This is a genomic window from Pseudoalteromonas sp. 2CM28B, from assembly GCF_023161935.1.
Genome location: NZ_JALNTH010000007.1, coordinates 49043 through 63254, shown reverse-complemented (window position 1 = coordinate 63254; position 14212 = coordinate 49043). Strand labels below are relative to the sequence as shown.

The following is a 14212-nucleotide window of genomic DNA, read 5'->3' as shown; positions in this document are numbered from 1 at the left end:
TCTTTATGCAATATGAATAAGCGTAGAGTGTGTTTAGCACTTATGCAGTCACCATTTTATTTATAAATTTTTTAACGGGTAATGGCACGCGCTTTTTTAGCAATCCACTTATGCCAATCCGTTTAACTCAGCTGTCTATTTTGAGGGGTGGTGTTATATATGGGGTTTATGAGGATAAGTTGGCATTAGCTAGTTTTTAGGCATAAAAAAACCGATGCAATTGCATCGGTTTTTGCTTGTAAATTACTGTGAGCTAAATATTAAAGATACTCAACGTCAATGATTTCGTACTCAACGTCGCCTTTAGGCGTTTTAATGGTCACAGCATCATCTGTTTGTTTACCAATTAAACCGCGCGCAATCGGTGAGTTAACAGAAATTAAGTTATTTTTAATATCTGCTTCGTCATCACCCACAATACGGTAGGTTACTTCGGCATCTGTTTCTACATTTACAATCGTGACAGTAGTACCAAAAATAACTTTACCTGTATTAGGCATTTTAGTTACGTCAATAATTTGCACATTTGAAAGCTTAGCTTCAATTTCTTGAATACGGCCTTCACAAAAACCCTGTTGCTCACGCGCTGCGTGGTATTCAGCGTTTTCTTTTAAGTCACCATGTTCACGTGCAATCGCAATATCATTTACGATTTTAGGACGGGTAACTGTTTTTAATTCGTTAAGCTCTTCGCGCAGTAACTCTGCGCCACGAACTGTCATCGGAATTGATTGCATACTTTTCTCACTTAACACCAAGGCCTAGTGGCCTTGGTACATTTCCTTAGTTCAATCGCTGGTGTAGCTCTTGAACTGACGTCACTTTACTACGGTCGTCCGCTTGGTTAGCAGTACAGTTAGCAAATGCCGCGTTCAAGGTTGTCGTGTAGTTGGTTTTGTTTTGCAATGCACCACGACGCAACACCTTCGAATCTTCGATCGCTTGGCGACCTTCGGTGGTATTTACGATATAGCTGTACTCTTTATTCTTGATGTTATCAAGAATATGCGGGCGGCCTTCATATACTTTGTTTACACGGCGTACTTCAATACCGGCCTCTTTTAAAGCCTCTGCTGTGCCACCTGTTGCATCAATTTCAAAACCAAGGTCTGTCATGGTTTTAGCAAGTTCTACAACACGAGACTTATCGCTGTTACGTACAGATAGTAACGCGCGACCACCGCGTGGTAAAGTGTTGCTTGCACCTAATTGTGCTTTTGCGAACGCTTCGGCGAAAGTATCGCCAACACCCATCACTTCACCTGTAGAACGCATCTCTGGGCCACGGATAGGATCCACACCTTGGAACTTAGCAAACGGTAAAACAACTTCTTTAACGCTGTAATACGGTGGAATTACTTCTTTAGTAATGCCTTGGCTTGCTAAAGACTGACCCGCCATACAACGCGCGGCTACTTTTGCAAGTGCAATACCGGTCGCTTTAGATACAAACGGTACAGTACGCGCCGCACGTGGATTCACTTCAATTAAGTACACTTTGCCATTTTTTACAGCAAATTGTGTATTCATTAAGCCCACTACGCCAAGCTCAAGTGCCATATCGGTTACTTGTTTGCGCATAACATCTTGCACTTCTTGTGATAAAGAGTGTGCAGGTAATGAACACGCTGAGTCACCCGAGTGGACGCCCGCTTGCTCAATGTGCTCCATTATGCCGCCAATAATTACTTGCTCGCCGTCACAAATTGCATCAACGTCCACTTCGATTGCATTATCTAAGAAGTGATCAAGTAGTACTGGCGCTTCATTTGAAGCTTGTACCGCTTCGGTCATGTAACGACGTAAGTCTTGCTCATCGTAAACAATTTCCATTGCACGGCCACCCAGTACGTACGATGGACGCACAACCAGTGGGAAGCCAATTTCACCTGATTTAAGTAATGCTTCTTCAGTTGATGTAACTGTTGCGTTTTCTGGTTGTAGTAAATCAAGACGCTCTACTAACTGTTGGAAACGCTCACGGTCTTCTGCGCGGTCAATCGCATCTGGTGAAGTACCAATTACTGGCACACCATTCGCTTCAAGTTCACGTGCTAGTTTAAGTGGTGTTTGGCCACCGTACTGTACAATCACACCTTTTGGTTTTTCAACACGTACGATTTCTAGTACGTCTTCAAGTGTAATTGGTTCAAAGAATAGACGGTCAGAGGTATCGTAATCGGTAGAAACCGTTTCAGGGTTACAGTTAACCATGATGGTCTCATAGCCGTCTTCGCGTAGCGCAAGGGCTGCGTGCACACAACAGTAGTCAAACTCAATGCCTTGGCCGATACGGTTAGGACCGCCACCAATAACCATGATTTTGTCTTTGTCTGACGGGTTCGCTTCACACTCTTCATCGTACGTTGAGTACATGTAAGCTGTGTCTGAGCTAAATTCAGCAGCACAGGTATCAACACGCTTGTACACAGGTACAATGTTTAACTGATGACGCTTTTTGCGAATTTCGGCTTCAGATACACCAGCAATTTCAGCAATACGTGGGTCGGCGAAGCCTTTACGCTTAAGTTTACGTAAAAACTCGGCATTTAAGCCGGCCATGCCACCTTCAGCAATTTTAGCTTCGTCTTTTAAAATGTCTTCTATTTGTACTAAGTACCAAGGATCAACTTTGGTAAGTTCAAATACCTCTTCTACGCTCATACCGTGGCGCATTGCATCGGCAATGTACCAAATACGCTCAGCGCCTGGCTCGCGTAGTTCACGGATGATTTTTTCGCGCGCTTTCGGGTCATCAAGTGCTACAATTGGGTTAAAGCCCGTTGCGCCTACTTCAAGACCGCGTAATGCTTTGTGTAACGATTCTTGCTGGTTACGACCAATCGCCATTACTTCGCCCACTGATTTCATTTGCGTTGTTAAGCGGTCGTTCGAGCCGGCAAATTTTTCAAAGTTAAAGCGAGGAATTTTTGTTACTACGTAGTCGATTGATGGCTCAAATGACGCTGGTGTTTTGCCACCCGTAATGTCGTTTTGAAGTTCATCTAACGTGTAACCAATTGCTAACTTAGCGGCAATTTTAGCAATAGGGAAACCCGTTGCTTTAGATGCCAATGCTGATGAGCGAGATACACGAGGGTTCATCTCAATGATAACCATGCGGCCATCATCAGGGTTTACACCAAACTGTACGTTTGAACCACCGGTTTCAACACCAATTTCACGCAGTACCGCCATAGAGGCATTACGCATTAATTGATATTCTTTGTCGGTTAGCGTTTGTGCTGGTGCAACGGTGATTGAATCACCAGTGTGTACACCCATTGGATCAAAGTTTTCGATAGAACATACAATGATACAGTTGTCTTTTTTATCACGAACAACTTCCATTTCATATTCTTTCCAGCCAATCAGTGATTCATCAATCAACAACTCACTTGTTGGTGATAAATCTAGGCCGCGCTCACAGATTTCGTTAAATTCTTCCATGTTGTAAGCCACACCGCCACCGGTGCCACCCATAGTGAAAGAAGGACGAATAATACACGGAAAACCAATACGTGTTAGCGTATCGTGTGCTTCATCCATAGAGTGAGCAATTTCAGCACGTGGGCATTCAAGGCCAATGTTTTTCATGGCTACGTCAAAGCGTTCACGGTTCTCTGCTTTGTCGATTGCATCGGCGGTTGCGCCAATTAGCTCAACGCCGTGTTTAGCCAGTACACCGTGCTTATCTAAATCAAGTGCACAGTTTAATGCCGTTTGACCACCCATTGTTGGTAGTACTGCATCTGGCTTTTCTTTTTCAATAATTTTTTCTACCACTTCCCAATGAATAGGTTCGATGTACGTTGCATCGGCCATTTCTGGGTCAGTCATGATAGTTGCTGGGTTTGAGTTAACTAATATAACTCTAAAGCCTTCTTCTCTAAGTGCTTTACACGCTTGAGCACCAGAGTAATCAAATTCACAAGCTTGACCAATTACAATTGGGCCTGCGCCTAAGATAAGAATGCTTTTTAAATCGGTACGTTTTGGCATTATTACTCCAGTTAAATTAGTTATTACGCGCTTGCATCAGGTCGATGAAGTGGTCAAATAATGGGGCTGCATCGTGCGGGCCTGGGCTTGCTTCTGGGTGACCTTGGAAGCTAAACGCTGGCTTATCAGTACGATGAATACCTTGTAGTGTTCCATCAAATAACGATTTGTGCGTGGCACGTAAGTTACTTGGTAGTGTGTCTTCATCGGCAGCAAAACCGTGGTTTTGTGCGGTGATCATAACTACATCGCGGTCTAAGTCTTTTACTGGGTGGTTACCACCGTGGTGGCCAAATTTCATTTTTACTGTTTTAGCACCTGAGGCCAGTGCTAATAATTGATGCCCTAAACAAATACCAAAAATTGGTGTGTCGGTTTCTAAAAAGGTTTTAATTGCATCAATAGCGTAAGTACATGGCTCTGGATCGCCAGGACCATTAGATAGGAAGATACCATCTGGGTTTAAAGCAAGTACATCGGCGGCTGAGGTTTGCGCTGGTACAACGGTTAATTTACAACCGCGATCAACTAGCATACGTAAAATATTACGTTTAACACCGAAGTCGTAGGCTACTACATGAAACTTTTCATCATCGCTGCTAAGGGTTTTAAATCCTTGGCCTAATGTCCAGCTTGATTCGCGCCACTCAAAATTTTCCTTGGTTGAGACAACTTTTGCTAAATCCATACCTTTTAAACCTGGGAAGGTTTGCGCGGCTTGTAACGCTTTGTTTTCGTCTAACTCGTCACCGGCAATAATACAGCCGTTTTGTGCGCCTTTGTCGCGCAAAATACGGGTAAGCTTTCTGGTGTCGATGTCCGCAATACCTAAAATATTACGTTGTTTTAAGTAATCATCTAACGATTGCTCGTTACGAAAGTTACTTGCTAGCAGTGGCAAATCACGGATCACTAGGCCTTTAGCCCAAATTTGATTCGCTTCTTCGTCTTCGCTGTTGGTACCCGTATTGCCGATATGTGGGTACGTCAAAGTTACGATTTGTTCCGCGTATGATGGATCAGTCAAAATTTCTTGATAACCAGTCATAGACGTATTGAATACTACTTCACCGACTGACATGCCGTCAGCGCCGATTGCAGTACCGCGAAACACTGTGCCGTCTTCTAGGACTAACAGAGCGGATTTAGTCAAGTTAAACCTCCTAACAGTAAAAAACGGGAGTAAGCAAATGCTTAACACCCCGCCAATACCCAGAGGGATCGTCAAAACCAGATTTTTTTGTGAGCTTAAATTGTTTTACGCAGTCTTAAATGATGCCGATATAAAACGCTAAACCTTCAATCATTTTTCTTGCCTAAAACTCTTTTCATTCCCACTGAAACCCCTGGTTTTACTAGCCACTTGGGTATAATTGGAAACACGCATTTAGTAATTTTTGGCAAATTGGCTGCATTCTACATGAAGATGCTATTTAGGTCTAACGTTATTTAGATAAATACTACAAATAAGTCGCTTTAGGCAAAAATAGACCCAAACAGCTAAAAAAGTAACTAAACTACTTCAGATCTAGCACATCTTGCATATCATAAAGTCCTGCTGGTTTATTTTGTAACCACTGCGCAGCCCTTATAGCTCCTAATGCAAAGGTCATTCGCGAACTTGCTTTGTGGGTTAATTCAAGCCTTTCGCCCATAGTTGCGAAATAGGCGGTGTGTTCACCTACTATGTCCCCGCCTCTTAGTACTGAATAGCCAATTTCATTTTGTGATTTTGCGGTTTCTACTTGGCTGCGGTCGTATACCGCTACTTCATCGTGATCCCACCCTTTAGCCTGTGCAATAGATTCACCAATGGCTAATGCTGTGCCCGATGGCGCATCTATTTTATGACGATGATGCGCTTCAAAAACTTCTATATCTAGGTCGTCACCAAATTTAGTGGCCGCTGTTTGCACTAGGTTAAGTAGCACATTAACGCCAACGCTGTAGTTACGCGCAAACACAATAGGAATATGTTTAGCAGCATTTTCTAATAATGCCATGTCTTCGCTAGTTAAACCTGTGGTGCCTATAACCATAGGCAGTTTTTTATCGAGCGCTGTTTTTAAGTGATTGCGCATACCTGCTGGTAACGTAAAGTCGATAAGTACATCAACATCAGCAACCTTGCTCTCGTCGCTAAAGCTAATGGCTTTGTCGGCTGCACTGTTTACTTGATTTACATTAATACCCAATAACGATGAGCTGCTGCGAACATACGCACCACCAAGTTGTGTTTGCTCTTTAATTGTCGCGGCTTCTAATAGGGCTAAGCCCATTCTGCCGTTAGCACCAAAAACACCTATTCGATTCATTGTTATTGCCTTAATCTGATTTAGTTGGATCTGTTGTTGCGTACCCTGACTAATTTGCCGCCCTAAACTTGCTTTGAGCAATTATTAGCCGCATATAATCGCACACCGGTAGATATTATCTAAAAGTCGTGCAATAGTCAGGTAAGCCCTTAATTAAATAATAATAACAATACCAGTTTACTTTAGCCATCTATACATTTAAACTTCTCCTTCGCGTCGATTTGGTCTTTGGCTTGCGGGCGCTGTGGTCATCAACTTTTTTATTAAAGAGTGATCTACTAAATTCAGCTAAAAGAGGAGTTTTGGCTGTGGTTATATTAACTGGTTATGAGGAATACAATGCAGCCAACATTTAATAAAAACAAAGCAATTCTATCTTTGCTTCCCCTTCTTACCTTTGTTGCCCTTTTTTTAGGCTCAGGTTTATATTTACAATCGCAAGGGGTTGATTACGCTTTTTACCAGCTCCCAGCACCGGTTGCTATACTACCCGCTATTATGCTTGCCTTTATTTTAAACAAAGGCACTGTAAACCAATGTGTTGAAACCTTTATTAAAGGCGCAGGACACAACAATATTATTACCATGTGTTTAATTTATTTACTTGCTGGTGCATTTTCGGCAGTAGCAAGTGCCACCGGTGGTGTGGATGCGGTTGTAAACGCTGGCTTGTCACTTATTCCCCCGTCGCTGTTATTACCTGGGCTATTTTTAATTGCTGCGGTTGTCTCTACTGCAATGGGTACATCAATGGGTACCATTGGTGCTATAGGGCCAATTGCCTATGCGGTATCCGTTAAAACAGGCATCGACCCTGCACTAATGGCCGGTACTATAGTATCGGGCGCAATGTTTGGTGATAACCTTTCTATTATTTCAGACACAACCATTGCGGCAACGCGTACGCAAGGCTGTGAAATGAAAGACAAGTTTAAAGAAAACTTAAAAATAGCGGTTCCTGCTGCCGTATTAACCATTGCTTTGCTGCTTTATTTAACACCTGCTCCACAAGCAGTAGAAACAAAAGATTTTGATTTGTTATTAGTGCTGCCTTATGCCTTTATTTTAGTATTGGCTGTAGCCGGTATGAACGTGTTTGTGGTGCTATTTAGCGGTATTGTATTTGCTGCGCTAATGGGCTTTACCGGCAGCTACGAAGGCGCAAGTTTTGTAAAAGATATTTACAAAGGTTTTACCGATATGCAGGAAATATTTTTACTTTCTATGTTTATTGGTGGCTTATCTGAATTTATTCGTATTAACGGCGGCCTTGATTTTCTGGCACAAAAAATTCAAGCCATTACAAAAGTGATTGCCAAGTGGCACCGCAAAGTAGCTGATCAGCTTGGTATAGCTGCATTGGTATTAACCAGCAACGTGTGTATAGCCAATAACACGGTATCAATTATTGTTGCAGGCCCTATTGCTAAAAAACTTGCTGATGATGGCGAAATAAGTGGTAAACGCTCTGCAAGTTTACTCGATATTTTTGCTTGTGTTACGCAAGGCTCACTGCCCTATGGTGCTCAAGCATTACTGTTAGGTGCTACGTTTAAAATTAGCCCGTGGGAAGTGTCAACGTCATCTTACTACTGCTTTATTTTAGCCTTTACTGCCATTGCCGTTATTTGTTTGCGCCGCAATAAAGCCTAAATTTCGTGCAAAACCTTATGTTGCAGCTTAATAAATAAGCTGCAACATATGTTAAAATAATAATCTACAAATCAATACCTTGTGCTATAATGCGCGCTTTCGCGTGTCACTAAAATTATAGTTAAATACAGATTATGAAATTTAAAAAAATACTTCCCCTCGTTACCCTTACGTCAATCGCTTTATCATCTTCTGCCCTTGCTGCTAATTGGAGCAGTACCGCATTACATGTTAATAATGGCGACCAAAAAAACCCATTTACCAAGCAAGAATCAGACACTACTGTTTACTCGCTGCAACATGCATCGGGCTATGATTACGGTGATAACTTTTTCTTTATTGATTACAGCAAAGACGATACAACCGACGGCTACCAAGATAGCGACTTTTACGGCGAATGGTATTCAACGCTAAGCTTATCGGCTATTAGCGGTGAGAAAATTGGCGCTGGTGCATTATTAGATGTAGGCCTTACTGGCGGAATTAACGTTGCCGGCGATGCCAAAATGATGAAATACCTACCGGGTGTTAAATTAAGCTGGGATGTACCTGGGTTCAACTTTTTTCAAACACTTGTCACTGCCTATATTGATGACAGTGAAGGCGTAGCCAAAGGCGGTGCCCCTATTGAAACTAACAGCTGGATGTTTGATGTAGCCTTTGAATACCCGTTTACCCTAGGCTCGCAAAAATTTAGCTTTAAAGGACACGCTGAATACATTGCAGAGCGCGAAGATGAGTTTGGTAACGACGTAGAAGCGTGGATACTTGCACAGCCTATTTTAGTATGGGATATGGGCCACGCGTTAGAAATGAAAGAAAACACCCTATTACTGGGTATGGAACTGCAATACTGGCATAATAAGCTAGGCACTGAGGTCACTGAATCGGTTCCACAAATACACGTTGAGTGGACTTTTTAAGTCCATACAGTGTAAAACAGAGTCAACATTACTTTTAAACGGAGCACTTAAACAGTGCTCTTTTTTTTGCCATGAAAACTATTTAATTGAACAGCCTTTAATACTTAGTTATTGTCTTACTTTAATTAAAGCCGTGTGCTTGCCTTTAATAGGAGTAAGGAAATGCCAGCGATTAAAGTTATTTGTTTGTCTGCATTATTAGCCTTTACTAATAATGCATTTTCCAGTAGTACAGAACCCTCTAAAACCCTCTCTTACGATGCACTTTTAACAAATTACCAGTATGATTTTAAAGTAAATTATTTTGATATTGCATCACAAAAGCAATCGCTAAAAATGGCGTATATTTATTTAAAACCCACGCAAAAAAATATGCCAACAGTGACGCTAATGCACGGTAAGAACTTTAATGCCGACTACTGGAGCCCCACAGCCCGTTACTTACAGTCGATTGGATTTGGGGTGCTGATACCCGATCAAATTGGTTTTGGTAAATCTTCAAAGCCCACTAACTATCAATATTCATTTGCGGCGCTTGCGCATCATACACATGCATTAATGGACTCGCTAAATCTTGAAAAGTCGATTGTTGTTGGCCACTCTATGGGGGGAATGCTAGCGAGCCGTTTTGCATTAATGTACCCAGATACAATCACTAAACTGATTTTGCTTAATCCAATAGGGCTTGAAAACTACTTACACTATGTAAAATACAAAGACACCAACTTTTTTTATAAAAATGAGCTTAACAAAACGCCCGAAGGTGTTAAAAAGTACCAGCAAAGAAACTATTACGATGGTCAATGGAATGCTAAGTATTCAGCATTAACCGACTTTATTACAGGGCAAATACAAGGCCCAGATAAAGAGCAAATTGCTTGGGTTAACGCTAAAACCTACGATATGATTTTTACCCAACCGGTGATCACTGAATTTAAAGACTTAACCGTGCCCGTTAAATTAATTATTGGTACGCGTGACAGAACAGGCCCTGGCCGAAACTGGAAAAAAGACGGGATAGATTATCAGCTGGGACGTTACGACAAATTAGGAAAACACGCTGCTGCGCTTATTCCTGATGCGCAACTGTTTGAACTTGATAATTTAGGTCATTTACCGCAAGTAGAAGATTTTGAGCGATTTAAGGCAGTGTTTAAACAAGCACTAAGTGAGTAATAGCTTGATACTTAATAAAATAAAGCCCCTGTAAGTAAACCGCTTACAGGGGCTTTTTATATAAAAACTAATTTACAGCGTACATTGCGGGTTTTTACCCTGCGATTTAGCCGTACTTTGCTCGCTAAGAGCTTCGCTCATTTGTGCTTGTAAATTATTAATTCGATTGCTTGGTGCAGGGTGAGTAGATAAAAACTCAGGTGTGCTACCACTGCCTGCTGCGCTCATATTTTGCCAAAGCGTGACCGACTCTTGTGGGTTAAAGCCAGCCTGCGCCATTAAATCTAAGCCAATGGTATCGGCCTCTGATTCGTGTGAACGGCTAAATGGTAAAACTACGCCGTACTGCGCCCCTAAGCCTAAACCTTGCATAATTTCGTTGCGGTATTGTACGTTGCCCATTTCAAGCGCTGCGCTGCCTAATTGCATACCGGTATCTAAAATTGAGCTTTGCGATACACGCTCATTTGAGTGCTCTGCTATAACGTGGCCCACTTCGTGCCCTAGCACGGTTGCAAGCTGATCTTGATTGGTGGCTATTTTTAATAACCCCGTATGAACACCTATGTAGCCACCAGGTAATGCAAAGGCATTTGCCGACTCATCTTCAAATACCACGACTTCCCAATTTTGTGAGGCGTATTCTTTTGGTAAAACAGCCACGACCTTTTCAGCAATACAATTTACATACGCATTGGTTTTTGCATCTTTATTGATTGGCTGTGATTCCTTCATTTGAGCAAAACTCGCGGTGCCCATTTCACTCATTTGTTGATCTGAATAAAGCGCAATTTGAGTACGCCCCGTAGGCGATGTTTTACAGCCGGCTAAAACTGCAGTTGCGAGTAAGGCAAGGGCTAGTTTTTTCATGGTGTTTCCTTCAAGTCTTTAATTTTTATTAGTTGTAGAATAGCAAACACGGTGCCAGTTTAGAATCTTTGCTCTTTATTACGCCGCTTTTTATTTTTAATAAATAAATGACCTTGCCAGACAAACTAAGTTTATACCCTTGCATAGCCCTGTTACACTATAAGCCTTGTTTTTAGTGAATGTTGAGTGACTACATGGACGCCTCGGCCTCGTCTTTTAATACCCGAATTTTGTTACCTTTGTTAGCCAGTATTGTTGCTATTACGCCACTGGCTATAGACATGTACTTACCGGCCATGTTGGTTATTGCGAACGATTTACAAACCACTATGCCAAATGTACAAATTTCGCTAAGTATTTATTTGGCTGGCTACTCGCTAGGCATGTTATTTTTTGGCCCTATTGCCGATCAACTCGGTCGACGAAAACTAGCCCGTATTGGCTTAACCTTATTTGGTGCAAGCTCATTTGCGCTGGCTTTTACCACCGAAATACACACCTTTTGGGTACTTAGAGCCGTGCAAGCATTCACCGGCGCGGCAGCTACGGTGGTTGTGCCTGGCGTAATTAGGCATATTTATCAAAAAAACACCGCTAAAGGCATGTCGTATGTATCTATGATTATGATGGTAGCGCCCTTAGTTGCCCCCTCTGTGGGGTCGTTTATTTTAGGGTTCTCGGTATGGTCAACCATATTTTTGGTTCTTGCTGCCTATAGCTTTTTAATTTTAGCGTTTGTACAAGTGTATTTAATTGATATCCCCATTCATAAAAATGAGAAAAAAGGCCTAGCCTTGTTTTTCGACAGCTATAAAACGGTACTTAGTAATAAAGATGCACGTGCAGACATATTGAGCTCTATGTTTGTCTCGTTTGGCTTTTTTTGCTTTTTAACCTCAGTGCCTTTTGTATACCTAGATTTATATAATGTATCTGAGCAATTATTTGGTATTTTATTCGCATTTAATGTCATGGCACTTATGTGTGGTAACTTTTTAAATACCCGAATTGTACCAAGAATTGGCTCTCGAAAAATGCTGTACATAGGGCTTGTATGTGGCTTTGCCTCTGGGCTGGCACTGCTTACGTTTAGCTTGTTGCAGCTTTCTTTATATTACATTGTAGCGGCCATTGCGCCTTTAATGATGAGCCTAGGGGTAACGGCGAGTAATGCTGATTCATTAATATTAATGAAGTTTGAAAAAAACACCGGTACCGCCACCGCTGTTATTGGAACGCTGCGCTTTGGCAGTGGCGCGCTCGTTGGCCCATTGCTTGCGGTGGTGCATGCAAAAAGTGCTGTGCCGTTTTCAAGCTTAATGTTTAGCGCCGTGCTATTAACTATGCTGGTGCAGTTAATCCACTATAAAATAGACAAAAAAAATGCCTCATAATGAGGCATTTTTTATAAACAGCGACTAATTAAGCGTCTGCTGCTTTAGATACCATAACCATTGCAGGGCGTAATAAACGACCATTTAATGTGTATCCTTTTTGCATTACTGCAAGTACCGTGTTTGGTGAAACATCGTTACTTGGTTGGATAGACATTGCTTGGTGGAATTCTGGATTGAATTGCTCACCTTGTGGGTTAACAATTTCAACGCCAAACTTTGCAACCGCATCGTTAAAGCTTTTAACTGTCATATCAATACCTTCAAGCAATGGCTTTAGGGTTTCGTTTTCTTTATCAGAAAACTCAATAGCACGCTCTAGGTTATCGATTACTGGAAGTAATTCGTTAGCAAACTTTTCCAGTGCAAATTTATGTGCTTTTTCTACATCTTGTGCAGCACGACGACGAATGTTATCTACATCTGCGGCGGCGCGTACAACGCTGTCTTTTTGATCCGCAATGGTTTGCTTAGCGGCTTCAAGCTCTGCGTATAGCATTGCAATTTCAGCTTCAGGGCTTTGCTCTTGGTCTGCTTCGTGTTGCTCTGCGGCTTCTACTGCTGCTTCAACATCAGCTTCCATTTGAGCTACTTCTTCGTTTAGTTCTACTTCTTGCTCTGGGTTTTGTGTCTGCTCAGACATAAAATACGTGCTCCAATTCTTTACAACTGCGGTAATTATGGGGATTGAATAAAAAGATTCAAGAGTTAGATGGCTCTAATAATTTAAATTCTTGGATTAATTGTTCAATTTGCGCCGATTTAGGGCAAATTACGCAAAAACGGCTTTGATACTCTTGATTTTGAAAGTACGGCACACTAATTACTATCAGCTCATTGCACTCTGTAAACGGTAAATTTTCAGTGTTTAAAACTGATACCCCGTTTTTAAATGCGAGTTTATCTTCGACAAAATTTAAAAATGAAACGCCAATATTTAAGCTTTGTTCGCAATCGACCTTTTTATATAAATAGTTTTCGCCTACTACAATACTGTTATCTGATCCAAGCTTTTGACTAAGCTGGCGCGTCCACTGTGTCAGTGAGTCATGGCAGTTACGTGGTGCAGTGTTTGCCATTGCTTGCATTCTGTACAAACCTTCCATTAAGGTTTGTTGGCTAAATACTGTGTTTAACCAAGTCGCAAATTGATAACGCACGGCATCTGAGGAATCATCAGGTTTATTGATACAAATATTGTGGCTTTGCCCTGCTCTATCTATTAGCAGTACAAGCCAATCGTTAGAATCAAACTCAAGTACTTCTACTCTAAACACTTGTTGCGAGCTTGCTTGTGGTAAGCCTACACAACAACATACTTGATACTTTTTACTTAATCCATGTGCAAGCTCCACAAGTTGTGCTTGTTTTGGCTGCCAGTAATTAGCTATTTCAGCTAACGGAAAAAACTCATCAAACCAATAATCAAACCCTTGGTTTGTAGGCACACGCCCTGCCGATGTATGAGGGGAATATAACAAGCCTACTTTTTCAAGTCGCGCCATAGCATTTCGTACCGTGGCAGAACAAACCGCCATGCCTTTTTGCTTCGCTATTTTTGTTGATGGAACGGGTAACCCTTCACCATTACAATAAAGGCTCATCACTGCTGAAAAAATTTGTTGATCTCGCGGGTTTATATTCATGTTATCTACATCTTGTTGCATGAAAGAGATATCGGGGCAGTTAAAACAAATTCAAGCCTAAAGCACGCTTTAAGTGAATATGTTGTTGCATGCATTACAATAAAACACTGCAGTAACTATTTTTAAGCATTAAATACAAAAATTAAAGGGGTAATTTAATCTGATGAGCCAATAATCAGCTCTTAGGTGAGCCTGGCAATATACAGGCGTAATTGAATCATTATCATATTGGT

At 41.6% G+C, this 14212-nt stretch carries 11 protein-coding genes; 4 read left to right on the top strand and 7 right to left on the bottom strand.

Annotated elements, in window-relative coordinates; translation table 11 throughout:
• Positions 1-260: 260 nt before the first annotated feature.
• The 4 genes from greA to dapB form a co-directional block, all read right to left on the bottom strand.
• The gene (greA, locus tag MTN96_RS11850) at positions 261-737 is read right to left on the bottom strand and encodes a transcription elongation factor GreA (protein WP_004588092.1); all 477 of its coding nucleotides are present in this window, start codon (positions 735-737) and stop codon (positions 261-263) included.
• A gap of 46 nt (positions 738-783) precedes the next feature.
• Positions 784-4002 (bottom strand): carbamoyl-phosphate synthase large subunit, encoded by a 3219-nt coding sequence (carB, locus tag MTN96_RS11845; RefSeq protein ID WP_248531681.1) that lies wholly within the window; start codon positions 4000-4002, stop codon positions 784-786.
• Between the two features lie 16 nt (positions 4003-4018).
• Positions 4019-5155, bottom strand: coding sequence for a glutamine-hydrolyzing carbamoyl-phosphate synthase small subunit (gene carA, locus MTN96_RS11840; RefSeq protein WP_004588094.1), 1137 nt, complete (start codon positions 5153-5155; stop codon positions 4019-4021).
• A gap of 364 nt (positions 5156-5519) precedes the next feature.
• The gene (gene dapB / locus MTN96_RS11835; protein ID WP_138685009.1) at positions 5520-6317 is read right to left on the bottom strand and encodes a 4-hydroxy-tetrahydrodipicolinate reductase; all 798 of its coding nucleotides are present in this window, start codon (positions 6315-6317) and stop codon (positions 5520-5522) included.
• A gap of 339 nt (positions 6318-6656) precedes the next feature.
• Between dapB and MTN96_RS11830 the strand changes: the two genes are divergently transcribed.
• The 3 genes from MTN96_RS11830 to MTN96_RS11820 all read left to right on the top strand — a co-directional run bounded on the left by MTN96_RS11830 (position 6657) and on the right by MTN96_RS11820 (position 10069).
• A complete protein-coding gene (locus tag MTN96_RS11830) occupies positions 6657-7970 on the top strand; it encodes a Na+/H+ antiporter NhaC family protein (protein WP_004588096.1) in 1314 nt (437 codons plus the stop codon).
• A gap of 134 nt (positions 7971-8104) precedes the next feature.
• Positions 8105-8893 (top strand): hypothetical protein, encoded by a 789-nt coding sequence (locus MTN96_RS11825; protein ID WP_055255029.1) that lies wholly within the window; start codon positions 8105-8107, stop codon positions 8891-8893.
• Positions 8894-9055: 162 nt separating this feature from the next.
• A complete protein-coding gene (locus tag MTN96_RS11820) occupies positions 9056-10069 on the top strand; it encodes an alpha/beta fold hydrolase (RefSeq protein WP_248531679.1) in 1014 nt (337 codons plus the stop codon).
• Between the two features lie 72 nt (positions 10070-10141).
• Here the strand turns inward: MTN96_RS11820 and MTN96_RS11815 are convergent, their stop codons facing one another.
• The gene (locus MTN96_RS11815; protein ID WP_004588099.1) at positions 10142-10939 is read right to left on the bottom strand and encodes a M48 family metallopeptidase; all 798 of its coding nucleotides are present in this window, start codon (positions 10937-10939) and stop codon (positions 10142-10144) included.
• A 194-nt stretch (positions 10940-11133) separates the two neighbouring features.
• Between MTN96_RS11815 and MTN96_RS11810 the strand changes: the two genes are divergently transcribed.
• On the top strand, positions 11134-12333 hold the full coding sequence (locus MTN96_RS11810; RefSeq protein ID WP_024033378.1) for a Bcr/CflA family multidrug efflux MFS transporter: 1200 nt from the start codon (positions 11134-11136) through the stop codon (positions 12331-12333).
• Positions 12334-12361: 28 nt separating this feature from the next.
• Here the strand turns inward: MTN96_RS11810 and grpE are convergent, their stop codons facing one another.
• Together grpE and MTN96_RS11800 are read right to left on the bottom strand one after the other, a co-directional pair.
• On the bottom strand, positions 12362-12976 hold the full coding sequence (grpE, locus tag MTN96_RS11805; RefSeq protein ID WP_024033377.1) for a nucleotide exchange factor GrpE: 615 nt from the start codon (positions 12974-12976) through the stop codon (positions 12362-12364).
• Between the two features lie 58 nt (positions 12977-13034).
• Positions 13035-14000, bottom strand: a complete 966-nt coding sequence (locus tag MTN96_RS11800) for an HrcA family transcriptional regulator (RefSeq protein WP_029774344.1) — start codon at positions 13998-14000, stop codon at positions 13035-13037.
• Positions 14001-14212 lie beyond the last annotated feature (212 nt).

Excerpts from the sequence above, each read along its gene's own strand:
- MTN96_RS11810 (WP_024033378.1), top strand. The coding sequence starts at position 11,134 with ATGGACGCCTCGGCCTCGTCTTTTAATACCCGAATTTTGTTACCTTTG.
- dapB (WP_138685009.1), bottom strand. The coding sequence starts at position 6,317 with ATGAATCGAATAGGTGTTTTTGGTGCTAACGGCAGAATGGGCTTAGCC.
- MTN96_RS11800 (WP_029774344.1), bottom strand. The coding sequence starts at position 14,000 with ATGCAACAAGATGTAGATAACATGAATATAAACCCGCGAGATCAACAA.
- grpE (WP_024033377.1), bottom strand. The coding sequence starts at position 12,976 with ATGTCTGAGCAGACACAAAACCCAGAGCAAGAAGTAGAACTAAACGAA.
- MTN96_RS11820 (WP_248531679.1), top strand. The coding sequence starts at position 9,056 with ATGCCAGCGATTAAAGTTATTTGTTTGTCTGCATTATTAGCCTTTACT.
- MTN96_RS11815 (WP_004588099.1), bottom strand. The coding sequence starts at position 10,939 with ATGAAAAAACTAGCCCTTGCCTTACTCGCAACTGCAGTTTTAGCCGGC.
- MTN96_RS11830 (WP_004588096.1), top strand. The coding sequence starts at position 6,657 with ATGCAGCCAACATTTAATAAAAACAAAGCAATTCTATCTTTGCTTCCC.
- greA (WP_004588092.1), bottom strand. The coding sequence starts at position 737 with ATGCAATCAATTCCGATGACAGTTCGTGGCGCAGAGTTACTGCGCGAA.
- carB (WP_248531681.1), bottom strand. The coding sequence starts at position 4,002 with ATGCCAAAACGTACCGATTTAAAAAGCATTCTTATCTTAGGCGCAGGC.
- MTN96_RS11825 (WP_055255029.1), top strand. The coding sequence starts at position 8,105 with ATGAAATTTAAAAAAATACTTCCCCTCGTTACCCTTACGTCAATCGCT.